Source organism: Morganella morganii (genome assembly GCF_019242955.1).
Taxonomy (GTDB): domain Bacteria; phylum Pseudomonadota; class Gammaproteobacteria; order Enterobacterales; family Enterobacteriaceae; genus Morganella; species Morganella sibonii.
In genome coordinates, this window is record NZ_CP066129.1 from 1,912,887 (window position 1) to 1,938,914 (window position 26,028).

Annotated in this window: 22 protein-coding genes and 1 pseudogene; 15 read left to right on the top strand and 8 right to left on the bottom strand. The window is 47.7% G+C overall.

The genetic code is table 11. The features are described 5' to 3' along the window. Positions 1-412 precede the first annotated feature (412 nt). Complete coding sequence (gene uhpC / locus JC793_RS08860; RefSeq protein ID WP_218428206.1) at positions 413-1,759, top strand: MFS transporter family glucose-6-phosphate receptor UhpC; 1,347 nt, start codon at positions 413-415, stop codon at positions 1,757-1,759. A gap of 63 nt (positions 1,760-1,822) precedes the next feature. Here the strand turns inward: uhpC and JC793_RS08865 are convergent, their stop codons facing one another. Further along, positions 1,823-2,515: a hypothetical protein gene (locus JC793_RS08865; RefSeq protein WP_218428208.1), complete on the bottom strand. Its 693-nt coding sequence runs from the start codon at positions 2,513-2,515 to the stop codon at positions 1,823-1,825. Positions 2,516-2,681: 166 nt separating this feature from the next. Here JC793_RS08865 and JC793_RS08870 point away from each other — a divergent pair, with 166 nt between their 5' ends. After that, on the top strand, positions 2,682-3,557 hold the full coding sequence (locus JC793_RS08870) for a leucine-rich repeat domain-containing protein (RefSeq protein WP_218428209.1): 876 nt from the start codon (positions 2,682-2,684) through the stop codon (positions 3,555-3,557). 73 nt (positions 3,558-3,630) lie between these two features. Here the strand turns inward: JC793_RS08870 and argS are convergent, their stop codons facing one another. Next, entirely contained in the window at positions 3,631-5,361 is a 1,731-nt protein-coding gene (argS, locus tag JC793_RS08875) for an arginine--tRNA ligase (protein ID WP_218428211.1), read from the bottom strand. 168 nt (positions 5,362-5,529) lie between these two features. On the opposite strand from argS, the gene JC793_RS08880 reads away from it, so the two are divergent. Further along, positions 5,530-6,084 (top strand): VOC family protein, encoded by a 555-nt coding sequence (locus JC793_RS08880; RefSeq protein WP_218428213.1) that lies wholly within the window; start codon positions 5,530-5,532, stop codon positions 6,082-6,084. A gap of 161 nt (positions 6,085-6,245) precedes the next feature. Next, a complete protein-coding gene (gene cutC, locus JC793_RS08885) occupies positions 6,246-6,998 on the top strand; it encodes a copper homeostasis protein CutC (RefSeq protein WP_218428215.1) in 753 nt (250 codons plus the stop codon). Between the two features lie 60 nt (positions 6,999-7,058). Here the strand turns inward: cutC and JC793_RS08890 are convergent, their stop codons facing one another. The 4 genes and pseudogenes from JC793_RS08890 to JC793_RS08905 all read right to left on the bottom strand — a co-directional run bounded on the left by JC793_RS08890 (position 7,059) and on the right by JC793_RS08905 (position 9,720). Beyond that, the gene (locus JC793_RS08890) at positions 7,059-7,385 is read right to left on the bottom strand and encodes a hypothetical protein (protein WP_218428217.1); all 327 of its coding nucleotides are present in this window, start codon (positions 7,383-7,385) and stop codon (positions 7,059-7,061) included. Between the two features lie 119 nt (positions 7,386-7,504). Next, a complete protein-coding gene (gene cmoB, locus JC793_RS08895) occupies positions 7,505-8,479 on the bottom strand; it encodes a tRNA 5-methoxyuridine(34)/uridine 5-oxyacetic acid(34) synthase CmoB (protein WP_218428219.1) in 975 nt (324 codons plus the stop codon). Then, positions 8,472-9,237 (bottom strand): annotated as a pseudogene (cmoA, locus tag JC793_RS08900) (carboxy-S-adenosyl-L-methionine synthase CmoA). The gene cmoB and the pseudogene cmoA overlap by 8 nt, the downstream one beginning before the upstream one ends. An 84-nt stretch (positions 9,238-9,321) precedes the next feature. Further along, positions 9,322-9,720 (bottom strand): MAPEG family protein, encoded by a 399-nt coding sequence (locus JC793_RS08905; RefSeq protein WP_046892218.1) that lies wholly within the window; start codon positions 9,718-9,720, stop codon positions 9,322-9,324. 257 nt (positions 9,721-9,977) lie between these two features. On the opposite strand from JC793_RS08905, the gene aspS reads away from it, so the two are divergent. The 7 genes from aspS to JC793_RS08940 all read left to right on the top strand — a co-directional run bounded on the left by aspS (position 9,978) and on the right by JC793_RS08940 (position 16,322). Beyond that, on the top strand, positions 9,978-11,747 hold the full coding sequence (aspS, locus tag JC793_RS08910) for an aspartate--tRNA ligase (RefSeq protein WP_166707707.1): 1,770 nt from the start codon (positions 9,978-9,980) through the stop codon (positions 11,745-11,747). Between the two features lie 5 nt (positions 11,748-11,752). Next, the gene (gene nudB / locus JC793_RS08915; RefSeq protein ID WP_046892216.1) at positions 11,753-12,205 is read left to right on the top strand and encodes a dihydroneopterin triphosphate diphosphatase; all 453 of its coding nucleotides are present in this window, start codon (positions 11,753-11,755) and stop codon (positions 12,203-12,205) included. A 51-nt stretch (positions 12,206-12,256) separates the two neighbouring features. After that, positions 12,257-13,000, top strand: a complete 744-nt coding sequence (locus JC793_RS08920) for a YebC/PmpR family DNA-binding transcriptional regulator (protein ID WP_046892215.1) — start codon at positions 12,257-12,259, stop codon at positions 12,998-13,000. A gap of 89 nt (positions 13,001-13,089) precedes the next feature. Beyond that, positions 13,090-13,614: a crossover junction endodeoxyribonuclease RuvC gene (gene ruvC, locus JC793_RS08925; RefSeq protein WP_004237294.1), complete on the top strand. Its 525-nt coding sequence runs from the start codon at positions 13,090-13,092 to the stop codon at positions 13,612-13,614. Between the two features lie 99 nt (positions 13,615-13,713). Next, a complete protein-coding gene (gene ruvA / locus JC793_RS08930; RefSeq protein ID WP_046892214.1) occupies positions 13,714-14,328 on the top strand; it encodes a Holliday junction branch migration protein RuvA in 615 nt (204 codons plus the stop codon). 37 nt (positions 14,329-14,365) lie between these two features. Next, positions 14,366-15,376: a Holliday junction branch migration DNA helicase RuvB gene (ruvB, locus tag JC793_RS08935; RefSeq protein WP_052927480.1), complete on the top strand. Its 1,011-nt coding sequence runs from the start codon at positions 14,366-14,368 to the stop codon at positions 15,374-15,376. 211 nt (positions 15,377-15,587) lie between these two features. Further along, positions 15,588-16,322, top strand: coding sequence for a type 1 glutamine amidotransferase (locus tag JC793_RS08940; protein WP_218428220.1), 735 nt, complete (start codon positions 15,588-15,590; stop codon positions 16,320-16,322). 95 nt (positions 16,323-16,417) lie between these two features. Here JC793_RS08940 and znuB read toward each other — a convergent pair whose 3' ends face one another. Both znuB and znuC read right to left on the bottom strand, forming a co-directional pair. Then, positions 16,418-17,203, bottom strand: coding sequence for a zinc ABC transporter permease subunit ZnuB (gene znuB, locus JC793_RS08945; RefSeq protein ID WP_036414719.1), 786 nt, complete (start codon positions 17,201-17,203; stop codon positions 16,418-16,420). Further along, complete coding sequence (znuC, locus tag JC793_RS08950; protein ID WP_218428222.1) at positions 17,196-18,005, bottom strand: zinc ABC transporter ATP-binding protein ZnuC; 810 nt, start codon at positions 18,003-18,005, stop codon at positions 17,196-17,198. The genes znuB and znuC overlap by 8 nt, the downstream gene beginning before the upstream one ends. Positions 18,006-18,081: 76 nt before the next feature. Here znuC and znuA point away from each other — a divergent pair, with 76 nt between their 5' ends. The 4 genes from znuA (at position 18,082) to eruA (ending at position 26,019) form a co-directional block, all read left to right on the top strand. Continuing rightward, a complete protein-coding gene (gene znuA / locus JC793_RS08955) occupies positions 18,082-18,993 on the top strand; it encodes a zinc ABC transporter substrate-binding protein ZnuA (RefSeq protein WP_166707711.1) in 912 nt (303 codons plus the stop codon). Between the two features lie 25 nt (positions 18,994-19,018). Then, entirely contained in the window at positions 19,019-20,389 is a 1,371-nt protein-coding gene (mepM, locus tag JC793_RS08960; protein WP_218428385.1) for a murein DD-endopeptidase MepM, read from the top strand. Positions 20,390-20,548: 159 nt separating this feature from the next. Continuing rightward, positions 20,549-21,529: a lauroyl-Kdo(2)-lipid IV(A) myristoyltransferase gene (gene lpxM, locus JC793_RS08965; RefSeq protein WP_166707712.1), complete on the top strand. Its 981-nt coding sequence runs from the start codon at positions 20,549-20,551 to the stop codon at positions 21,527-21,529. A gap of 455 nt (positions 21,530-21,984) precedes the next feature. Next, entirely contained in the window at positions 21,985-26,019 is a 4,035-nt protein-coding gene (eruA, locus tag JC793_RS08970; RefSeq protein WP_218428224.1) for an NACHT domain-containing antiphage protein EruA, read from the top strand. Positions 26,020-26,028 lie beyond the last annotated feature (9 nt).

A 26,028-nucleotide genomic window follows, 5' to 3' on the forward strand; every position in this document is an offset into this window, starting at 1 on the left:
GATTATGCTTTTGTATCTGGCTGATTATCATTGCAAAAAATATATTTAGTTTCATGGCTTTATCGATTCAGCTCAAAAATCAGATTGTGTCCCGTAAAATATCAGTTAATGCATCATCAGATGTAACAGCGGCAGATAAAAATAATATCAATAATGAAATAATAATATCATTATCTGATATGTGTCATAAGTGACACAAAATAACAGGAAATCATATTTCACTGTACAGAATCATAATTAAGGCTGATTACCGTGTTTACCGTATAACTTGAATATCGTCACGTCTTTCGCTTCCCGCCTGTAATAAAACAGTACGCTCTGTTGAGAAACAGTGAGTTATTTACTGATAACAACTCATGATAATGACATATAAAAACTAATCACTACTGATAATTGCAGTACGGAGAACGTAATGGCTATATTTTCTGAATCGCCGGATAAACCGGTTACCATGAGTAAAAATGAAATCGACAAAACATACCGTTACTGGCGTTTGCATCTGATGATCGTCAGTTATATCGGTTATGCGGTTTTTTATTTCACCAGAAAGAGTTTTAACTTTGTCATGCCGGAAATGCTGTCTGATCTGGGAATAACCAAAGCAGATATCGGGATGGTGGGAACGGCCTTCTATTTAACTTACGGGGCATCCAAATTTCTTTCCGGTATTATCGGTGACCGTTCAAATCCGCGCTGGTTTATGGGATTAGGTCTTATTATGACCGGTGTGGTGAATATTTTATTTGGCTTAACATCCTCTATTCCGGTATTTATTGCCTTATGGATGGTGAATGCGTTCTTTCAGGGCTGGGGCTGGCCGCCATGTTCTAAAATACTGAATACCTGGTATTCCCGTAATGAACGGGGTTTCTGGTGGTCAATCTGGAATACATCCCATAATATCGGTGGTGCTATTATTCCGATTTTGTCCGGAAGTGTGGCGTTGTGGCTGGGCTGGCGTTACGGAATGATTATTCCGGGGGTAATCGCGATTGTTGTCGGCCTGCTGCTTTGCTTCTTATTGCGTGACCGTCCGCGCTCAATGGGACTGCCGACTGTCGGTGAATGGCGTAACGACCAGGTGGAAATTGCCCATGAAGAGCAGGGGCTTGGTTTATCGCGCTGGACTATCCTCAAAGAATATATTTTTAAAAATAAGATCATTTGGGTACTGGCGCTTTCATATGCGGTAATTTATGTCATCCGTACCGGGATTAATGACTGGGGTAACTTATACCTGATTGAAACGCATCATTATGATTTGCTGACCGCAAATGCCACGGTAATGATGTTTGAAATCGGCGGTTTCTTTGGTGCGATTGTCGCCGGCTGGGGATCGGATTTATTATTTAAGGGTAACCGTTCACAGATGAACGTGATTTATACCCTGGGTATTATCATCTCAGCAGTATGTTTATGGGCTGTTCCGATCGACAGTAAATATGTGTTCTCCGCGTTGTTCTTCATGACCGGTTTCTTTATTTTCGGGCCGCAGTTCCTGATTGCGATGGCTGCCGCAGAAAACTCACACAAATATGCGTCCGGCGCATCAACCGGATTTGTCAGCTTATTTGCCTATATCGGGGCATCTGCTGCCGGTTATCCGCTGTCCAAAGTGATTGAGGGGTATCAGTGGAACGGATTCTACGGGTTGTTACTGATATTGTCTGTGGTGCTTGTGGTACTGCTGTTTATTGCTATGCAACTGCAATCAGCAAAAGCAAAGAAATTGCAGAAAAACAGTATAATCACAAAGTAACAAACTGATAATATAGTGTACGGAGCCTGATGATAAACCATCAGGCTTTTTTATGTCCGGAAATCAGCTGTATTTCTGTGTGCGGATAATCTCTCCGCTGTCACGGAATAACCGGTATGCTTCACCGTCGTTAAGTTGTGATAATATCACCGGAGACTGTGTTGTCAGGTAAAAAACAGTTTGCGGAAATGTCGCCTGCAGTAATGGGATGCAGTGCTCATGCCACAGAATATTCAGATGACGTTCCGGCATAGCGATAAATACGAGACCGTTAATTTCTTCCGGTTTTTCACTTTTACTGAATTTGCTGTAACTGCTGATAATACGCCGGATTAATACCACCATCGAGAAAAGTCCCTGAGCGGCAGTATTTAACCCTTTATCTGCTATGGCAGCAGCAACATCATCAACCGGCGGGTCGAGAAACACGACCGGATGGTCATGAACAAACGGCCGGAAACGATCGGCAATATCACCGGCGGGAATAATATAGTTATCCGTCTTCAGTTCCCGTACAACCGGGCTGTATTCTGTGCAATTCCTGAATGTCAGGTGAATATCATCGGTCTGCTGCCGGTAAATAACGCTGCTGGCGAAGTAACGCAGCTGGAACAGTGCGGTTAACAGCCCGTAGTTATCTGAATCATTATCACCGGTAAAACCATATACAGTTTTACCCGCTGCGGTAATTATTTCTGTATTCCCGGCATTCCCGGCCATTTTCACATCAGAAAAACAGATTTTATTATCTGCCATAATCCCTCCTGTTATTTATCAGGGGAGCATAGCATTCGCTATTTCACAGCAGGGATATCAAAATGGCATAACCGTACCTGCCGGAAAGAATGTAAGACAGGGTGACTGACAACAGTGTTATTATGACAAAAATACTGATTGTTACTGCTGACGCCGGAGTTTTATTATGCTGCACCAACACACTGTTTCTGATGCTGAACTTAACCTGGATAACGGCGGTTATACTTCAATTGATATGTTTATCACACCGCCGTATGCCCGGAAGGTTATCAGTGCGTATAACAATCAGCTTACGGAATATCCGGCAGCGCTGCGCCACTGTATTTCATTGCAGGTACTGAACCTCTCCTGTAATCAGCTGGCTGTCATTCCGGCGGATATTGCACAACTGTCGGCCTGTGAAATGCTGGATCTGGGACATAATTGTATCGCGAATGTTCCGCCGGAAATCGGTGAACTGCATCAGCTGCAATATCTTTATCTCAGTGAAAACGGATACAGCAGATTGCCGTCATCATTTTCCGGACTGAAAAATCTGCGTTATTTTAATGCAACAGATAATCATCTGACGGCAATACCGGAATGGTTTTCTGACATGGAGAAAATGGAAGAAATCCGGCTCTATAATAATCAGATCACGGCATTATCTGCGGCGGTCAGCGGACTGAAAAACACCCGTGAAATGCACCTGATGAATAATCAGATAACCGAAATTCCGGATGAAATCGCTGCTGTGACAGCGCTGGAAATTCTTGATCTGAATAATAACCGGGTGGCATGTATTTCGCCGGAAATAAGCCGGTTACAGCAACTGACTACGCTGAATCTGCGTTTTAATGCACTGAAAAAACTACCGGAAAATACCGGGGAATTATCATCTCTGTTATATCTGGATCTGCGTGCTAATCAGCTGAGTGCATTACCGGACAGCCTGGCAGAACTTACACAGCTGCGTAAACTGGATTTGCGCTGGAATTGTTTTTCTGCTGTTCCGCCGGTGGCAGAAAAATTACAGGCGGCAGGGTGCCGGGTCTTGTTGTAACAGATTCAGAAGACAATAAAAAAGGAACCGGATGGTTCCTTTTTTGCAGAAATAATAACAGGAAATGCCGGAATTACATTTTTTCGACAGTACCGATACCCAGGGTATCCAGACCGGCTTTCAGGGTTTTCTGTGTCAGCAGCGCCAGTTTCAGGCGGCTCTGACGCAGTTCTTCGCTTTCTGCCGCCAGAATCGGGCAGTGTTCGTAGAAACCGGAGAACAGACCCGCCAGATCATACAGGTAGCTGCACATCATATGCGGCAGGCCTTCACGGGCAACAGCAGTAATGGTTTCCTCAAACTGTAACAGACGTGCCGCCAGCTGGCGCTCACGGTCGTCAGTCAGGATGATCGGCTGTGTCAGACTATCTGCATCAATATCCGCGCGTTTGAAAACGGATGCCACACGGGTATACGCATACTGCATATACGGTGCGGTGTTACCTTCAAAGGCCAGCATGTTGTCCCAGTCGAAGATATAGTCGGTGGTACGGCTTTTTGACAGATCCGCGTATTTCACCGCGCCGATACCGACCACTTCCGCCAGCTGTTTCAGCTCATCTTCCGGCATGTCACTGTTTTTCTCGCGGATCAGTTTTTCTGCGCGCTCAACAGCTTCATCCAGCAGATCAGACAGGCGGATAGTACCGCCTGCGCGGGTTTTGAACGGTTTGCCGTCTTTGCCGAGCATCATGCCGAACATGTGGTGTTCCAGTGTCATGCTATCAGGGATATAACCGGCTTTGCGGACGATGGTCCACGCCTGCATCAGATGCTGGTGCTGGCGGGAGTCAATGTAATAGAGAACGCGGTCGGCATGCAGCACATCATGGCGGTATTTCGCACAGGCAATATCAGTGGTGGTGTAGAGATATCCGCCATCTTTCTTGCGGATAATCACCCCCATCGGTTCACCTTCTTTATTTTTGAATTCATCGAGATACACGACGATTGCGCCTTCGCTCTCTTCGGCGATACCGCGGTTCATCAGGTCACTGACGATGCCCGGCAGCATGTCGTTATACAGGCTTTCACCCATGACATCGTCTTCAGTCAGGGTGACATTCAGGCGGTTATAGGTTTCCTGGTTCTGCTGCATGGTGATATCCACCAGCTTACGCCACATGGTACGGCAGTATTCATCGCCGCCCTGCAATTTGACGACATAACCGCGTGCACGCTCAGCAAACACTTCGTCTTCGTCGTAATGTTTTTTCGCTTCGCGGTAAAATGCTTCCAGGTCAGCCAGTGCCATATCGCCGGCATCTTCATTCTGCATTTTTTCGAGGTATGCGATAAGCATGCCGAACTGTGTGCCCCAGTCACCGACATGGTTACAGCGGATCACTTTATGACCCAGATATTCCTGGGTACGCGCTGCCGCATCACCGATGATGGTGGAGCGCAAATGGCCGACGTGCATCTGTTTGGCTACGTTCGGGGCAGAGTAGTCAATGGCAATCGTCATTGGTTTAACAGGGGTAAGACCCAGTTTATCGTCAGCCAGTGCGGTTTCCAGCTGAGCGGTCAGCCAGGCCGGAGACAGGAAAATATTGATAAATCCGGGACCGGCGATTTCGGTTTTGTCGGCAATTCCGTCGAGATCAAGCAGTTCAATTACTTTCTCAGCGAGCTGTCGGGGCGGCATGCCCATTTTTTTCGCAGCAGCCATCACACCATTGGCCTGGTAGTCACCAAACTGTGCTTTGGCGGACTGCTTAACGATAGCATCACAATCAAGTGGTGCACCTGCGCTGATAAGAGCCTGCTGGATCTTATCTGAAAGAATTGCCTGAATATTCACCGGGTTACCTTAATTTAAAGAACAAAATGACACCCCGGAAACAGCAGCGGAGGAGCGGGCTCATCCGGGCGGGGTGTTGTCGTGAAATTTGGCTGGTTTTATACCACAAAAACAGGGTCTCATGCTACTATCGGCGCCTTTGCGGATGAATTCTCACAGGGGATCATAATGAAAAACAGAATACAGACAGCATCCCTTGCCGGTCTGACAGCAGAACTGCCGGTGTTTGCCGGAAAGATACAACAGTTTGCGGATGATTTGCAGCTCGACCTCACTCAGTATCAGGCCGACCATATCTCGCTGCGGACTCATGATACGGCACTGGCAGAGCAATGGCTGGCCGGGTTCCGCGAATGCGGTACGGTGTTATCTGATAATCAGATTAACGGTCGTCCGATCTACCTGTTTTTGCTGCATGAGCCGCTGACACTGCTGCACTGGCAAATTCCGGTGGTGGAACTGCCGTTCCCGAAAGGCAAACAGTACGCACATCAGGGATGGGAACATATCGAACTGGTGCTGCCGGGCGATCCGCAGACACTGACAGAACGCGCTGCCGCACTCCTGCCGTCGCCGTTACCGGCGGGGGTAACCACAAAGGCCAGCCATCCGCGGGGAGAGCAGGAAAGGCTGCCGAATCCGACACTGGCGGTCAGTCGTGACACTGTAACAATTAAATTCCACCCGTTTACGTTACAGGAAATTGTTGAAAGTGAGCGGTAACCTGCAATTCTGACATTTCTCTGTACTAATCATCCGGATATTTTGCATCTTGTGATATTTAACAATTCATTAATCTAAATTACATGTAATAGTGTATCTCAGGATGACTGAATCGTTTACGAGATATATTTACCTGCGAAATTAAGTGATGAGGCTAATCAATGGCGAAACTGGAAATTTGTTGTTACAGCGTGGAATGTGCCCTCACTGCGGAAAAAGCCGGCGCTGACCGGATTGAATTGTGTGCCGCGCCGTCAGAGGGCGGGCTGACCCCCAGCTGGGGCATGCTGAAACAGACTATCGACCGGCTGCGGATACCGGTTCACCCGATCCTCCGTCCGCGCAGTGGTGATTTTTGCTATACAGCCTCCGAATTTGCGGTGATGAAAAATGATATCGCCAAGATCCGCGACCTGGGATTTCCCGGGGTGGTCACCGGTATTCTGGATGAGGACGGGCATGTTGATCTGCCGCGGATGAAGATGCTGTGCAAACTGTCAGGCGATATGGCGGTCACTTTCCACAGAGCCTTTGATATGTGTGCCAACCCGATGCTGGCATTGCAGCAACTGACCGATCTGGGGGTGAGCCGTATTCTGACATCCGGCCAGCAACTGAGTGCGGAACTGGGGCTGACACTGCTCAAAGAGTTACAGGAGGCCAGTCAGGGGCCGGTGATTATGGCCGGTGCCGGTGTGCGGCTGGCAAATATTCAGAAGTTCCTTGATATCGGTATTCAGGAAGTACACAGCTCGGCCTCAAAAACCAAACAGTCGACGATGCGCTACCGCAAAGTCGGGGTGGCGATGGGCAGTGACAGTGAAGCCGATGAATTTACCCACACCTGTGTGGACGGGGACACCGTCGAGGCAATGAAAGGGGTATTGGATCTGCACAGTATGGTGGTGCACTGAAAAAAGAAGAGGCGCTTAATGGATATTAAGCGCTTCCTGATATTTAATCCGGCCGGTTTTTCAGCGTGAACAGTAGTCAGTTGTAAAACCCTTTGGTGATGCGATTGCATAAAATTTACCGGTTATGTTGGCACCCTGTGCTGCTTTACGCAGCGTATTTGATACCTTATCTAAGGCTTCTCTTGCGCCGTTGTTAAGTGAGTCCGGGGTTGTTCCGGATAGATGAATATTAACTTCACCCAGGTAGGTATTTCCAGGCAGTTCGGCACCAGAAGCCTTGGAGGTGGTTTTAAATTTCATTGTGTCTATCAATACTGATTTCATCAGGTCATATTCAGGACTTTTGCAGTAAGCCAGGTCAAATGTTACTAATACAGAATATTCCATAGTTTCCTCTTTATCTTATTCAATCTTATTGAAAAAAATAAAGAAAAATAAACCACAAAACAATTCGGGGCAATTATTATCCGATGGACAGGTAATTATTGCCCTGTTGACCCGAGTGATTATGGCTTTTCGGCAATCAGAACCGCACGACGCGGTGCCGGATAGCCTTCAACGGTCAGTGACGGGTCGTCCGGATTGAGGAAATCCGCGAGAGATTCGTTGATCATCCACTCTGTGCGGCGCTGTTCATCAGTGGTGGTGACAGACTCATCCGTGATCCGGATATTGGTGAAACCGCACTTTTCCAGCCAGACTGCCAGCATTTTTGCCGACGGGATAAAGTAGACGTTACTCATCTGCGCGTAGCGCTCGCCCGGGATCAGACACTGATGTTCATCACCTTCGACAACGATACTTTCCAGCACCAGTTCACCGCCGAAAACCAGCTGATCCTTCAGCTGCCAGAGGTGGTCGAGCGGGGAGCGGCGGTGATAAAGCACCCCCATGGAGAACACGGTATCAAAGGCCTGAAGTGCCGGCAGTTCCTGAATTCCCAGCGGCAGCAGATGGACGCGCTGATCATTGCCGAGCAGCTTGCGCACCGCCTCAAACTGGCAGAGGAAAAGCTGAGTCGGGTCTATGCCGACCACCAGTTCCGCGCCTTCACCGGCCATGCGCCACATGTGATAACCACTGCCGCAACCGACATCGAGAATAGTACGTCCGGCCAGCGGGGATAAATGCGGCAGAACGCGATCCCACTTCAGATCTGAACGCCATTCGGTATCAATTTCCACCCCGTAAAGTGAGAACGGACCTTTGCGCCACGGCATCAGGTTGCGCAGAATATTGGTGATACGGCGGGTTTCCCCGTCAGTCAGCGGCTGCGAGCGCTGAGCGGTGACACCGGTTTTCAGATCCAGTGTATCCGGCGTCATGTCCGGCAGATTTTCAATGGTTTTTACCCAGCCCGGATAATAGCCGTGCAGGGACTCTTTATTCCATTTTGCTATCTGCGCGGGCAGCGTTTCCAGCCAGTGACTCAGACGCTCATTTTTTGCAATTAACTGATAAAAATTGCCGAAATCAATCATGATTATTCTCTTTTACCGCCAGCAGCGACCCGAAGTTAAAGCACTGGAACCAGACTTCGCAATGCTCAAAACCGGCGGATTTCAGCCGTGCTTTGTGGGTTTCCACACTGTCAGTCAGCATCACATCTTCCAGCATGGTGCGCTTCTGGCTGATTTCCAGTTCGCTGTAACCGTTGGCGCGTTTGAAATCGTGGTGCATGCTGAACAGCAAATCACCGATCTGCGCATCTTCAAAACTGAATTTTTCCGATAACACCAGTACGCCGCCCGGCAGCAATCCCTGATAGATTTTTTTTCAGCAGAGCAGTGCGGTCATCCGGCGCCAGAAATTGCAGGGTAAAATTAAGTACCACCATTGAGGCATTCTCAATCGCAATATGGCGGATATCACCTTCAGTGACTTCCACAGGAACAGGGGATTTATAACTTTCCACATGACGGCGCGCGTGTTCCACCATCGGTGCGGAATTATCCACGGCGATAATCCGGCAGCCGGGTTTATCCGCAATATTCGGACGGATAGAAAGCGTGGCGGCGGCACGGGAACAGCCGAGGTCATAAACCTGACTGCCCGGCGTGACAAAACGACCGGCCAGCATGCCAATCATGGCAATGATATTGGAATAGCCCGGAATTGAGCGTTTGATCATATCGGGAAAAACATCCGCGACTTTCTCATCAAACGTCCAGTCACCAAGGCGGGCAATGGGTGCCGCAAACAGAGTATCCTGCTGCGGATTCGGAATTTCTTTGGACATAACACAGATCTGCAATACAAAAAGATGCGCGCATTCTAACAGAGGTGACCCGGCGCAGAAAGTGTTATGTCCCGGCGTGTGTGGTTACATGTACGGCGAAAAAATCTGCTGCCACGGCAGATACCAGATATTCGCTATCACCATCAGGATCATGGATATAAAGGTTGCCGCCATTCCGGTCCGCCGCCAGCGGTTCTCGCGGTGTTTTAATCCGTAAGAGTGAAAAAGACGGCCGGCAATCAGAATGATCCCGCAGATATGCACCATCCACACCAGGGCGCCGTTCTGCTCCATTACCAGTAAGAGCAGGAGTGCAACGGGGATATACTCAACCGCATTGCCCTGCACACGGATAGCCGTCTGTAATTCGTAAAATCCGCCGTCACCATAGGCAACGCGGTAAAGTGTCCGCAGTTTAATCACATCGAGTGATAGTTTAATGATTAACAGCGCACCCAGTACAATATAAAGGGAACTAACCATTTTTTACTCCATGGCCAATTGAAACAGCAAAATAATGATAAACCTCAAAGCAGCGGGTAACACAATCTTTAATATTAATGCATACTGAATTATTTGAAAATTATCAATTAGTGTCTAAATTCTCTGTGGCAGATGTGCGGTTTGCTCTTATCTCATCAGGAATTTTCCACTATAATGATCGCCTTTTTGACATTTCTTCATAAAGAACCATGCCAAAATTTTGCAGAAACGCACAATAGCGGACAAAAGGATATCGTATGCGTACTAATTATTGTGGGCAGCTCAACAGTGCTCACATCGATCAAAAAGTAACCCTTAGTGGTTGGGTAAACCGTCGTCGTGATCTCGGGGGTTTGATTTTTATCGATATGCGTGACCGTGAAGGCATCGTTCAGGTTTTCTTCGATCCCGATCAAAAAGAAGCATTTGCCAAAGCGTCTGAATTACGGAATGAATTCTGTATTCAGATTACCGGAATTGTCCGCGCGCGACCTGAAAATCAAATTAATAAAGAGATGGCGACCGGCAGTGTGGAAGTGCATGCAGATGGCCTGACTATTTTTAACCGCTCTGAGCCGTTACCGCTCGACAGCAACCATGAAAATACCGAAGAGATGCGTCTGAAATACCGCTATCTCGACCTGCGCCGCAGCGAAATGGCGAACCGCCTGAAAACCCGTGCACGCATCACCGGTTTTGTCCGCCGCTTCATGGACAGCGAAGGGTTCCTCGATATCGAAACCCCGATGCTGACCAAAGCCACACCGGAAGGTGCCCGTGACTACCTGGTGCCGAGCCGTGTGCACAAGGGCAAATTCTACGCGCTGCCGCAGTCTCCGCAACTGTTCAAACAACTTCTGATGATGTCCGGATTTGACCGTTATTATCAGATCGTAAAATGTTTCCGTGATGAAGATTTACGTGCTGACCGTCAGCCGGAATTCACTCAGATCGATGTGGAAACCTCTTTCATGACCGCTGATCAGGTTCGTGCAACGATGGAACGCATGATCCGCTTACTGTGGAATGAAATCATCAATGTTGAACTGGGCGATTTCCCGGTGATGACATTCGCGGAAGCGATGCGCCGCTTTGGTTCTGATAAGCCGGATTTACGTAACCCGCTGGAACTGACTGATATCGCCGACCTGGTGAAAAATTCTGAATTCTCGGTATTTGCTGACGCGGCAAATGATCCGAAAGGCCGTGTTGCGGCACTGTGTGTCACCGGCGGCGCGGAAATGACCCGCAAACAGATTGATGAATACGGTAAATTTGTCGGTATCTACGGCGCGAAAGGTTTGGCGTGGATGAAAGTGAACGATCGCTCTGCCGGTATTGAGGGTGTTCAGTCTCCGGTCGCCAAATTCCTGACTGCAGAAACCGTTGAAGCTATTCTGGAGCGCACAGATGCACAGACCGGCGACATCATTTTCTTCGGCGCAGGCGCGAAAGGCACTGTGACCGATGCAATGGGCGCGCTGCGTCTGAAAACCGGCCGTGATCTGAACCTGACCGACCTGAACAGCTGGCGCCCGCTGTGGGTGATAGACTTCCCGATGTTTGAGGATGACGGCGAAGGCGGCCTGACCGCAATGCACCATCCGTTCACCTCACCGCGTGACATGTCACCGGAAGAGCTGAAAAATGCACCGGAAGAGGCGATCGCTAACGCCTATGATATGGTTATCAACGGTTATGAAGTGGGCGGCGGCTCTGTCCGTATCCACCGTAACGAAATGCAGCAGACGGTCTTCGGTATTCTGGGGATCACCCCGGAAGAACAGCGCCGCAAATTCGGCTTCCTGCTCGATGCTTTACAATACGGCACACCACCGCATGCGGGTCTGGCATTTGGTCTTGACCGTCTGGTGATGCTGCTGACCGGTACTGAAAATATCCGTGATGTTATCGCGTTCCCGAAAACCACGGCTGCTGCCTGTCTGATGACAGATGCACCGAGCTTCGCGAATGACGATGCCCTGAAAGAACTGGCGATTGCAGTAACTCAGAAAGAGAGTGACTGAATCTGATGGCTTTTAAGCGCCCTGAATCTGTGCTGGTGGTTATCTGTGAGCAGGAAACGGGGCGTGTTCTGATGTTACAGCGCCGTGACGATCCTGCTTTCTGGCAGTCCGTCACCGGCAGTCTGGAACCGGAAGAAACTCCCCGCGATGCGGCACTGCGGGAAGTAAAAGAAGAAACCGGTATTGATATTCTTGCGGAAGGGCTGCGGCTGACGGATTGTCAGCGTACCGTCCGCTATACCATTTTTCCGCATTTCCGTCACCGGTATGCACCGGACGTGACGCACAATACGGAACACTGGTTTGTGTTATGCTTACCCGCGCCGAGAGCGGTTCCCTTAACGGAGCATCTGGCGTATGAATGGTTACCGGCAGCGGATGCCGCCGGTAAAACCATCTCGCCCAGTAACGGGGAAGCAATTGAAGAATTCGTTCGTCAGTGTGTTCTTCCGCAGTGACAGCGGATTTAAATGAATGAACGTCGTAAGACTTAATCTGGAGATTAGAGAATGGCAGGTCATAGTAAATGGGCCAACACCAAACACCGCAAGGCCGCGCAAGATGCGAAGCGCGGTAAAATTTTCACGAAAATCATTCGTGAATTAGTCACGGCGTCGCGCATTGGTGGTCCTGATCCTGCATCTAACCCACGTCTGCGTGCGGCAGTGGATAAAGCGTTAGCAAATAACATGACCCGCGATACCCTGAACCGTGCGATTGCACGCGGGGCGGGTAATGATGAAAACGATAACATGGAATCCATCGTATACGAAGGTTACGGCCCGGGCGGTACTGCTGTCATGGTGGAATGCCTGACCGATAACCGTAAACGTACGGTTTCTGATGTCCGCCACGCGTTCACCAAAACCGGCGGGAACCTGGGAACAGACGGTTCTGTGGCTTATCTGTTTACCCGCAAAGGTATTATTTCCTATGCACCGGGTCTGGATGAAGATGCGGTAATGGATGCGGCGCTGGAAGCCGGTGCTGATGACGTTGAAACCTTTGATGACGGCGCTATCGACGTTTACACTGCCTGGGAAATTCTGGGTGATGTGAAAGACGCGATGGACGCAGCCGGTTTCAAAGCGGAATCTGCCGAAGTATCGATGATCCCGTCCACCAAAGCGGATCTGGATGCGGAAACCGCACCAAAACTGATGCGCCTTATCGATATGCTGGAAGACTCTGACGATGTGCAGGAAGTCTACCACAACGGCGATATCTCAGACGAAGTTGCAGCGCTGCTGTAATTTCCGTCACTCACTCCGCAGAGGATGCGCCGTTGTGCGCATCCCTCTGTTTTCTTTCTTTTTTCCTGTTGTGACAATACGGTCCTCCTATGGCAATTATTCTCGGTATTGACCCCGGATCGCGGGTAACCGGTTATGGTGTTATCCGCCAGCAGGGACGCCGTCTGCTTTATATCGGCAGCGGTTGTATCCGCACACAGGTGGATGATCTCCCGTCCCGGCTGGGCAAAATATACGCCGGTGTCAGTGAAATAATCACACAGTATCAGCCGGATTGTTTTGCCATCGAGCAGGTCTTTATGGCCAAAAATGCCGATTCCGCCCTGAAACTGGGACAGGCCCGCGGTGTGGCTATCCTTGCGGCGGTGAATAATAATCTGCCGGTATTCGAGTACGCGGCGCGCCAGGTGAAACAAACCGTCACCGGCACCGGTGCGGCGGAAAAAGCACAGGTGCAGCATATGGTGCGCTCGATACTGAAACTGTCAGCGGCACCGCAGGCGGACGCAGCAGATGCGCTGGCGATTGCTATCACACACTGTCATTTCAACCAAAACCTGGTGCAGATGGGACAACCCCGTCTGGTCATGGCGCGCGGACGGCTCAAAGAGTAACCGCTGTCGCAGATACCCGTGATTTTCTGATGGCTGGATATACGTCCAGCTTTTTTTATGCTATAAACAGGCTCTGCCGGAATCATAAAGGAGACGCGCGTGATCGGTCGTTTAAGAGGTATTGTGCTGGAAAAACAGCCGCCTGTCGTATTACTGGAAACCAACGGCGTGGGTTATGAAGTCCATATGCCGATGACCTGTTTCTATGAACTGCCGGATGCCGGTCAGGAAGCCATTTTATTCACACAGTTTATTGTGCGGGAAGATGCACAACTGCTGTACGGCTTTAATGATAAGCAGGAACGCGCACTGTTCCGTGAATTAATCAAAGTAAACGGCGTCGGCCCGAAACTGGCACTGGCCATTCTCTCCGGTATGTCGGCACAGCAGTTTGTGGCGGCGATCGAGCAGGGTGCCGTGGCACAGTTAATTAAACTGCCGGGCGTCGGTAAGAAAACGGCCGAGCGTCTGGTCGTGGAAATGAAAGACCGTTTCAAAGGGCTTAACGGTGACCTGTTCCGTGATGCGGAAATGTCGCTCCCGGCCAGTCAGCAGGCGGGTAACAGTCAGGCGGATGCCGAGTCTGAGGCCATCGAGGCACTGATTTCTCTGGGGTACAAACCGCCGGAAGCCAGCCGGATGATTGCGAAGGTGTCGAAAGCCGGTTCAGACAGCGAAACGCTGATCCGCGAAGCACTGCGCGCCGCACTGTAACGATACATACGATGATGACACAACGGGGTGACAGGTCATGATTGAAGCTGACAGACTGATTACGGCGGAAACACTGCCGGATGATGAGGTGGTGGATCGCGCTATCCGGCCAAAATTACTGGCGGAATATGTGGGTCAGCCGCAGGTCTGTTCACAGATGGAAATTTTTATCGAGGCCGCCCGGCAGCGCGGGGATGCACTCGATCATCTGCTGATTTTCGGCCCGCCGGGGCTCGGAAAGACCACGCTGGCGAATATTGTCGCCAATGAGATGGGCGTCAATCTGCGTACCACCTCCGGGCCGGTACTGGAAAAAGCCGGTGATCTGGCGGCGATGCTGACCAACCTCGAACCCCATGATGTCTTATTTATCGATGAAATCCACCGCCTGTCCCCGGTGGTGGAGGAAATTCTTTATCCGGCGATGGAAGATTACCAGCTGGATATTATGATCGGAGAAGGGCCTGCCGCCCGCTCCATTAAAATCGATCTGCCGCCGTTTACCCTGATAGGTGCAACCACCCGCGCCGGTTCACTGACATCACCGCTGCGTGACCGTTTCGGTATTGTGCAGCGTCTGGAGTTTTATAACACCGATGATCTGCAGCATATTGTCAGCCGCAGTGCCCGCTATATGGGGCTGGATATCTCGGATGACGGCGCCCGCCAGATTGCCATGCGTTCCCGCGGCACACCGCGTATCACCAACCGTCTGCTGCGCCGGGTGCGTGATTTTGCTCAGGTGAAAGGTGACGGCGGTATTGACGGGCTGATTGCCGGTCAGGCGCTGGATATGCTGAATGTGGATTCAGCCGGATTTGATTATCTGGATCGCAAATTGCTGGTCACTATTATCGATAAATTTATGGGTGGCCCGGTCGGACTGGATAATCTGGCTGCGGCTATTGGTGAAGAGCGGGAAACGATTGAAGATGTGATCGAGCCTTTCTTAATCCAGCAGGGCTTTATTCAGCGAACACCGCGCGGACGGCTTGCCACCGTACATGCCTATCGTCATTTCGGCATTGAACATAACGGAAATGATTAATAATCCGGCCGGTTTATTCCGGCCGTAATTTTCTCCGGTAAACATAATATGCTTATCATTTTGCCAAGTGATAATTAAATGGCTTTTTTGGGGAATAATCCGGGATGATTTCCCTGTAATTGGTTGTTTTTCGACATTTAAAAATTGGTATGCATTGCCTTAACCCTGTAATGTACAAGGATGATTTCGTTAAAGGGAAAAGGAACCGACTATGCGCGTTCATTTTATTATTCATGACTACTTTGAAGCACCGGGCGCCTATGAATATTGGGCAAGGAAGAACAATTACGATGTCACATTCACCCGTCTGTATGAAGGTGATAAATTACCGGACAGTATCGGCGGAATTGATTTTCTGATTGTAATGGGCGGCCCGCAAAATCCGGAAACCACCACCGCGGAATGTCCTTATTTTGATTCCAAAAAAGAGCAGGCATTTATCGCCAATGCTATCAATTCAAATAAAGTGGTTATCGGGGTCTGCCTCGGGGCTCAGCTTATCGGTGAGGCATTAGGCGCGCCGTATACACAGAGCCCGGAGAAAGAATTCGGCAAGTTCACTATTCATATGACCAATGCAGGAAAACGCAGCCAGCTGTTTTCTCATTTCGGTGATTCTCTGGGTGTGGGGCACTGGCATTATGATATGCCGGGGTTAACTGACGATGCGCAGATTATGGCTTTCAGTGCCGGTTGTCCGCGTCAGATTATTGAATATACCAAACGCGTTTACGGCTTCCAGTGCCATATGGAACTGACCCGTGATGTGGCCGAATACCTTATCCTTAACGGGGAAGATGATCTGAAATCTGCCTCCGGATTCCGTTTTGTCGATACACCAAGTGCAATCCGCCGCCACAGCTACAGTGAAATGAATGAAAAACTCATCACGTTTCTCGACAAGCTGGTACTGAGTGTGAAACCGGTGAAACCGAAAGTCCGGTAATATCAGAAATAGTGTAATAACACGGTACGAGAAAAAATAAAAAGCCCTGAAAATCAGGGCTTTTTCTGTATATGAAATTAACGCTGTATATACAATTAATTATGCGGTTTCACCAGCAGGCTGAGAATAAAGCAGCAGGCAGCACACAGCACCACGGACGGACCTGCCGGGGTATCGTAAAAGGCGGAGAAGGCTAAACCGCCGGTGATAGATATCATCCCTGTAACAACTGCACCTGCGGCCATCTGTTCCGGTGTCCGTGCAAAGCGGCGGGCAGCCGCGGCAGGAATAATCAGCAGAGAGGTGATTATCAGAGCACCGACAAACTTCATGGCAAGGCCGATAGTCAGCGCGGTAACCAGCATCAGCATCATCCGCAGTCTGCCGGGATTGATACCGTCGACAAACGCCAGCTCCGGGCTGATTGTCAGCGAGAGCAGATTACGCCACTGCCACATCAGCAACCCGGTAACAATCGTGACACCCACTGCAATCGGCAGCAGATCCTCGTAAGTTACCGAGAGCAGATCACCGAACAGATACGCCATCAGATCAACCCGCACATTCGACATCAGGCTGACCACCACCAGGCCGAGAGACAGCGCACTGTGCGCCATAATACCCAGCAGTGTATCCACCGCCAGCTGCGGACGGCGTTCCAGCCAGACCAGCAGCATCGCCAGTATCAGCGTCACGGCAATTACCGCATAAAACGGACTGACATTCAGCAGCAGACCAAACGCGACCCCGAGCAGCGAGGCGTGTGCCAGGGTATCCCCGAAATAGGACATCCGCCGCCAGACCACAAAAGAGCCGAGCGGACCGGCTGCTATCGCCAGCAGTATCCCGGCAAGCCAGCCCGGTAACAGTAATTCAATCATGGCGGCACTCCGGGGCGGGTTTTACAGAGGTATCTGCCGGGGCATGATTCCCGCAGCAGGGGGCAGACGGCGACAATACCGCACTGCCGTTTTCATGGCTGTGATTGTGATGATGACGATACACGCCGATCTGTGTCGCGGCACGGGTGCCGAACATGGCCGTGAATTCCGGATGAGCGGCCACGATATCCGGCTCACCGGAGCAGCAGATATGGCGGTTGATACACAGCACGGTATCTGTTTTTGCCATCACCAGATGCAGATCATGGGAAACCATCAGTACCGCGCAGTTAAGCTCATCGCGCAGGCGGGTGATCAAATCATACAGTGCCACCTGACCGTTGACATCCACACCCTGAGTCGGTTCATCCAGCACCAGCAACTGCGGCCGGACGAGCAGGGCACGGGCCAGCAGCACGCGCTGCATTTCACCGCCGGACAGACGCTGCATCGGTTTGCCGGTCAGGTGGGCGGCATTGACCCGCTCAAGTGCCGCCAGACACTCATCTTTGCCGGCACCGCGTTTCAGCTGCAGAAAACGGATGACCGTCAGCGGCATTGTCGGGTCAAGATAGAGTTTTTGTGGTACATAACCGACCGTCAGCCCCGGCGCGCGGGTGACGGAGCCGGAAGTCGGTTCGGTAAGACCGAGAACCACGCGGACAATGGTGGATTTTCCCGCGCCGTTCGGCCCGAGAAGGGTGATAATTTTGCCCGGGGATAGTGTAAATGAAATGTCCTCCAGTACTGTATTCGTACCGAAAGCGACAGAAACATCATTTACCGCGATAAGTGTTGACATAACAAATTATTATCTTGCAGAATGAATGAAACGTTATAATATAACATTCTCACCATCATGTCACGGAGTTTCCATTATGTCGCACTCATCACGGCACGGAATAAAAACAGCGTTTATTGCTACTTTTTTGAGTCTGGCCGCACAAACCGCCAGCGCAGATGTGTTAACATCAGTACGTCCTGTCGGGTTAATTACCGCTGCAATTGCAGACGGTGTCACGGACACACAGATTTTACTGCCGGATGGCGCATCTCCGCATGATTATGCACTCAAACCCTCTGATCTGAAAAAAATCCGGTCAGCGGATTTGGTTGTCTGGGTCGGGCCGGAGCTGGAAACCTTCCTGCAAAAGCCGCTTTCAGCTGTTCCGGAGCAAAAACAGGTTGTTATCAGTGAACTTGAGTCGGTCAGACCATTATTGCTGAAAAACGATGAAGATGATGCTCACGACGAGGACGGTCATCACCACCACGGAGAGTACAATATGCACCTGTGGATGTCGCCGGATATTGCCCGGCAGACCGCTCAGGCAGTGTATAATAAACTCCTGGTGAGTTATCCGGATAAAAAATCTGTGCTGGACGTAAACCTGCGTAAATTCAATGGACAACTTACTGAAACTGAGAAGAATATTGCTCAGCAGCTGGCACCGGTGAAAACACACGGGTATTTTGTTTTTCATGACGCCTATGGTTATTTTGAAAAACGTTTTGATCTTTCGCCTTCCGGGCACTTTACGGTCAACCCTGAAATTCAGCCGGGTGCGCAGACACTCAATAACATCAGATTAAAGCTGGCTGAGCAAAACGCCTTGTGTGTGTTTGCTGAGCCGCAGTTCAGGCCGGCAGTCATAAAAGCGGTGGCCAAAGGGACGAACGCGAAAATGGGCGTCCTTGACCCGCTGGGCAGCGGAATTGCAGTGGATCGTGACGGTTATACTAATTTCCTGTCACGGTTATCAGCACAGTACGCATCCTGCCTGGAGTAATAAATAAGGAACAGAACGCGTGCAATTGCAGCAACTGGCAAAATCCGCCGTTCTGGTATACAACCAGTTACCCAAAGCACATCGGATGATGCTGGGGATGTTAACTGCCGCAACACTGGGTGTCGCTGTCTGGCACCCGTTTGCTGTATACCATGAGCGGACTGCTGATACTGAACAATATATAGAACTCGATTATGCGCCGCCGGCGGATGCTGCTGTCACGCAGACAGAAACCGGCACGGACACTGATACCGACGATATTATCACCGACAGCAGTGATCAGCTGCCGGATGAAGGTCTTGCCAAAGAATCTGATGATATCGATGAATCCTCCCCGACCGATACCGTTATCCCGACCTCACTTGAATACACGGTTGCCAGTGGCGACAGCCTGTCTGCTATCCTGACCCAATACGGGATAGACGCTTCTGATGTGGCATTATTGTCCAATCAGTATAAAGGGTTACGTAACCTGCAAATCGGGCAGACCCTTGCCTGGGAACTGAATGAAGACGGTGAACTGAAATCCCTGAGCTGGGCGGTGAACCGCCGTGAAACCCGCACTTATGCCCGCAGCGGCAACGGCTTCAAAGAAACCAAAGAGATGCGCGAAGGGGAATGGCAGACTAAACGCCTGACCGGCAAAGTCAGCGGCAGCCTGAATGCCAGTGCGTCAAAAGCGGGACTGACCCGCAGTGAAGTCCGTGATATTTCCAAGGCGTTACAGTGGCAGGTTGATGTCCGTAAAGTGAAAAATGGTGATCGTTTCACGGTGCTGACGTCCCGTGAAATGCTCGACGGTAAACAGGAACAGAGCCAGATGCTGGCGGTACGCCTGCATACTAACGGACGAGATTATTATGCATTCCGTGCAGAAGACGGCCGTTTTTATGATGCCAAAGGTGATGGCCTGGAGCGCGGTTTCCTGCGTTTCCCGACAACAAGACAATTTCGTGTGTCCTCACACTTTAATCCGCGTCGTGTAAACCCGGTTACCGGGCGTGTTGCGCCGCATAAAGGGGTCGATTTCGCGATGCCGGTCGGCACACCGGTGCTGGCTGTCGGTGACGGCGAAGTGGTTGTGGCGAAATACAGCGGTGCGGCGGGAAATTTCGTGGCTATCCGTCACGGACGCCAGTTTACCACCCGTTATATGCACATGCGCAAACTGCTGGTCAAACCGGGTCAGAAAGTGAAACGCGGTGATAAAGTCGGATTATCCGGTAACACCGGCCGTTCAACCGGACCACATCTGCACTTTGAGGTCTGGAACGGACAGCAGGCGGTGAACCCGCTGACCGCAAAACTGCCGCGTTCAGGCGGTCTGACCGGCAAAGATCGCACCGGTTATCTGGCGCTGGTCAAACAATACCGTCCTCAGCTGACACTTGACTAATCCTCTCATTTCGCCGGACGGGTATGAAGAAAACCCGTCCGGCGCATTTTCAGAATGCAGAATTTTAATGTACTTCTGAGTTCAGATAATCAATAATAATAGATCACGATATCTATAATATCATGATAAATAAGCTTAATTTAATACTGGTATCCCTCTGTGTATAAAGAAAATGATACAGACAGCAAAGCGGGCTATATCCCGACATTTCACCGCCACTACCTGCACCCGAAATACTGGGGTATGTGGGTTGCGGCAGGCGCACTGGCCGGTCTGAGCTACCTGCCGGTTAAATTACGTGACCCGATGCTGGCCGGCGTGGGCCGGATTGCCGGACGTTTTGCCAAAGGCGGACGCCGCCGGGCACTGATCAATCTGTATTACTGTTTCCCGGATATGCCGAAAGCGGAGCGGGAACGGATCACGGATGAGATGTTTGCCAGTGCACCGCACGCCTTTGTGATGCTGGCGGAATTGTGTCTGCGCAATCCGCAGCGGGTGATTTCCCGCACGCAGGTTCACGGACAGGACATTATTGACGGGTTACAGGCAGAAGGGCGCAATATCATCTTTATGGTGCCGCACGGCTGGGCGATTGATTTACCGGCGATGCTGTTTGCTGCGCAGGGAAATAAAGTGGCGGGCATGTTCCATCACCAGAAAAATCCGGTGGCAGATTACCTGTGGAATAAAGCCCGCGTTCACTTCGGCGGCCGCCTGCACTCCCGCGAGGCTGGTATTAAACCGTTTATCGCCAGCGTACGTAATGGTTACAGCGGCTACTATCTGCCGGATCAGGATCACGGTGAAGAGCACAGTGAGTTTGTCCCGTTCTTCAGTACCTATAAAGCCACACTGCCTGCTATCGGCCGGCTGATGAAAGTCTGCAAAGCGGCAATTGTCCCGCTGTTTCCGGTGTACGATCATAAAAATCACCAGTTCCATATCCACGTCCGCCCGCCGATGGATGACATTGACGGACAGGATGACCCGTATATCGCCCGCCGCATGAACGAAGAAGTGGAAGCGTTGGTACGACCGAATATAGAACAATACACCTGGATTCTGAAACTGCTGAAAACCCGCAAAGACGGCGAAGAAGAGCCGTATAAAATCTATAAACACAAAGAATTGCCCTGAGACGGGGCAATTTTTTGTTCCTAATCACATTGGTGATTTTTAATATAATTCCGGATAGTTTATTCACATTTCCTCATCGTTTTCAGTGTGTTAATTGTCAACCTGTAACCCAGAGTAATACAATATTGCTCCACCCGCCGGTTTCCTGACAAACTGGTCGGGTTCAATGGCAAAGTCTGCCCTGTATTTACCTATCCGGATATATGTCCCTCACCTCACTACATCTGAAAAATTCGGGTGATATATAACGATAATATTTACAATCAGTTATATTTCAATGCATTGCATATGGCATAGTCATTATTCCCTAACAGTATTAACTACATGGTTTCATATAGTGGATATCAACTCGCCTTTTTTTCGGAATAACTATGGTAATATCGAAGAATTTATAGGGACCGGAAATAAAGATAAGCCGGTATTTAAGTAGATGACATGCTTATTACATTGTAACCATGAATAAATATTTTTACCTTGAACGTACACTAATTGCACAGAATAGTGGCCATGTATTCACTGAGCGTGAGTTACTGGAAAATTTTCGGTATATAGTGGTGCTGGCAGAGCCGGGTGCTGGTAAAACAGAATTGATGGCGAGTTTGGCGCGTAAGCTCAGTGTTCGTCCATTGAGTGCATCAGTATTAATGTATAATGATGCTACCAGTGCTGACAATGGTCCTTTGGTAGTTGACGCAGTTGATGAAATTGCGACAATTGAAAAATCAGGAATTTATAGATTATTGGGAGCTGTTTACAAGCTAAAACCTACGTTAGTGATTATGTCGAGTCGTTCCAGTGAATGGGAGCAAGCTTCGACAACCGCTTTTGAGCAATTTTTAGGTTCAACCCCGGAGATTGTTCGTCTTAATGAGTTTAGTTCAGATGAACAACGACAACTTTTTGAAAATTATACAGGTAGTGCTGATTTTGGTTCATTTCAGGAAGAAATTTATCGTTTTAATCTGGGGATGCTATTACCGAACCCTCAATTTTTAAAATTATTTTCTGATGCTTATTTTGAAAGTAATAAGCATTTTACAGACAAAAAATCTATCTTTAGTATGGCAGTTGAACGATTAGCGAAAGAGGCTAATAGTCGCATTTTAAAAGTCTCAAATACTCTTCAGATATCGAAAAAAATATCGTTATCATCAGAGATTTTCACTAAATTACTATTATCCGGAGCTGAAGGTGTCAATACATCTGAAGCAACAGAAAATCGTTTGTATCCTGCGTTATCATCACTGGTTGATGACGATAATGTACATAAGGTTCTATCAACCAGATTATTTATGCCAGGTGCTGATGAAAATCAACACCGACCTGTTCATAAAATTGTTGCTGAATATTGCGCTGCCAGCTACTTAGTCAGCAGAATAGCCACACTGGAAAAACCCTTGAAGTTATCAGAATGTTTATCTTTGATTGCTCCTAATGGTGTATCAAGAGATGAGCTCAGAGGGCTTCTTGGATGGATGGCTACGCTGGGGAATAAAATAATTCAGGAAACTATTATCGATCTTGATGCCTACGCTGTTCTGGCTAATGGAGATCCTTCTCAGCTTGAGAGTTCTTCTAAAAGACAGCTTATTCACAAATTAAAACAGCTTGAAGATACTGATCCTTATTTTCGAAGAGGCGATTATTTTCGTCGATTTAGCGTTTCAGATTTTTTTACACCAGATATTCTGGATGAAATTAAATCTATTTTAATTAATCACAAAGATGGGCATTTACATGACTTACTTCTTGATTTATTAGTAGATTCACCGATAGCCTCTGATTTGGTAACAGAACTAACACAGGTCGTAGTGAGTGATAGTGAAACTGAATATACAAGAATGTCAGCATTAGCTTGTTTGGTTAACACTAAAGATTATAACTTATTCGATATTTTTGGTATTTTAATTTTTGAATCCAGTAATATATCATTATCTATGATATCAACTATTATAGAAAAAATAGGTGTTTATAAAGTAGGCTTTAAAAATATTTGTGGATATTTAAGAGTATGCGCTCATCTTTACCCGGATCATAAAACAAGATATGACGGTGAGTTAGGGAAGCGTTACTTTATTAGGCGTTTAATTTCACTTTTCCCTGCTGATTTTCTTGAGATCTTGCTTAATGAATTAACAGCTAAACTAGCTTGTGTCTGTGGGAGTGAATCATACAATTGTGATTGTCGCAATGGAATAAGTAAAATTATCGGAATGGTAATGGATCGTTACTTTGAATTAATTCCGGCCCCTTATGACCCGATACAAATCTGGAGTTGGGTGAAAAATCTTCATTATCATGAAAGAATCCTGACTAAAGACAGTAAAGCTGTACATGTTTTACAGACAGATACGGCGTTAAGACAGGGCATATTGACACATGTTTTTTCTGAGATTACTGATCAAAAAGAAATATGGAATTTAAAAGTTCACTATTTTAGTTCGGGATTTCAATCTCATTCTGGACTAATTATCTTAAAAGATGACATTTTGTTTATATTATCAATGGCATTTGATATTAATAATGCGGAATTATGGAGAGGCTTTATTGTCAGTCATCCACTATATAAAAATGATGATTTAAATGAAGTTAAATTTATTCGACATATGCTTAGGCAGCAAGCTTTGGTTAAGCCCGAATTCATGCGACATTGGGCATTTTTTAATAAGGTATTTAAGTCTGGTAAGGTGGGTAGCTTTAAATGCGATATTAAATTTAGAAGAAAAAGAAAGAGGTGTGAGAAAAGGAAGAATGAAATAAATAGGCTGGGTATTGAATTTATTAATAATAATTTACCATTGATTGCTAGTGGCCGGCATCTTGGGTGTCTGGAAAGATTTTCTGAATTAATTCTGTTTTATCCTGAAAAAATAAAGGAAGAGGTCGGTAATGAAAAATTAATCACACAGGCATTAACGAACTGTATTGATTATATTTCATCTATTACACCAACTTTACAAGAAATTGCTAAATTAAGGTGTGCGTCAAAACGGTCTTCATTAGAATTAATATGGTTTGCAGCTTGTTTAGTTATTTTACGTAATCAGGGTAGCCTTGATAGTGTTCCTGGAAATATATTATTTGCACTACAGTCTACTTTTAATTTTCGCTATAAACCTGTATCAAAAGAAGAATATGAAAAATTAAAAAAAGAGGTCACAGATATTTTATTTATTGGATATGATTCTAAAGTTCAGTTTATTTGTAATTATATAGAGCCACAGTTATCTGAAAGATTTGAGCATACTAATGTTGAAATCCTTCAATCTTATGATGTTTTTTCTGAATTACAAGGCGACCTGTCAATAAAATGGCTTTTAGAATTCAAAGGCCTTCCAATAAATTTAGTAGACAGGATTTTTGAAATAGCAGTTAATCATGGCTGTAGAGACCAGTTAAAAGAAATAATTAGACAGTATGTGTATGATTCAGAGCAAAAATGGATAAAAAAATCAACAGATGAACAGGTAAAGTCAGAGTTGTATTTTTGGATACTCAGAGAGTTTTGTTTTATTGAAAAAACGCATGAATCCCATTGGGAGTTTTTCACGGAAGATAAAGATAATTTACTACTATTGCATCATAAAAGTGGACGAATAAACCAAAATGAGTTTCAGGGATGGCCTAAACTGACATCTGATAAAATTGAAAAAGTATTAGACGCATTCTATGAGCAATGGCCGGTTGTAGAATTACCAAGTTCGTGGGGAACACATAGCCCTAAAGCGGAAACAGCATATCGGTTTTTAACAGAATTAATATGGAATATTAATTCTGATAATCCAGATAACGCTATACCTGTACTAATGAGATTACTTAATGATAAACGGTTTCTAAATTCCCGGAGTGAGCTACAAAGTATACTAGCTTCTCAACGCAGAAAAAAATTACTACTCGATTTTAAACCGCCATCTGCTAAAGAAGTGGTGAGCTACTTAGACAAAAATGAAGTTATTAGTGTAGAGGGGATCAGAAAGGTAGTGCTACAGGAATTAACCAATTTTCAAAAATCAATTGATGGTGGTGAATTCAATTCAGCAGATCGTTTTTATGAAAATGGAGTACGTTTAGATGAAGTAAAATCAACAGAGATTATTGCTGAGAGACTTAGTTTGAAGCTTGAACATAAAAATATAGCTGTAACACTGGAGCATCAACTAAAATCACATAACCGAAGTGATTTTACAGCATCCGGAATTGTAAATGGAAGAAAACGGTTGCTGGTTACAGAAGTAAAAGGGCAGTGGCATCGAGAATTATACACGGCTGCCGAAAAGCAATTGTATGAACGTTATTCAATTCACCCGGCAGCAGAACAACAAGGTATTTTTTTAGTTCTCTGGTTTGGTAAAAATGAGAAAATAGCAGGAAAAATACATCATGGGATCAAAACAGCAACTGAGTTGAAAATGAAAATTGAATCTGAATTGCCTTATGAGCTACGTGGTCTTATCGATATTTTTGTCTTGGATGTTTCAAAGAAAATTTAGTATTTCGTG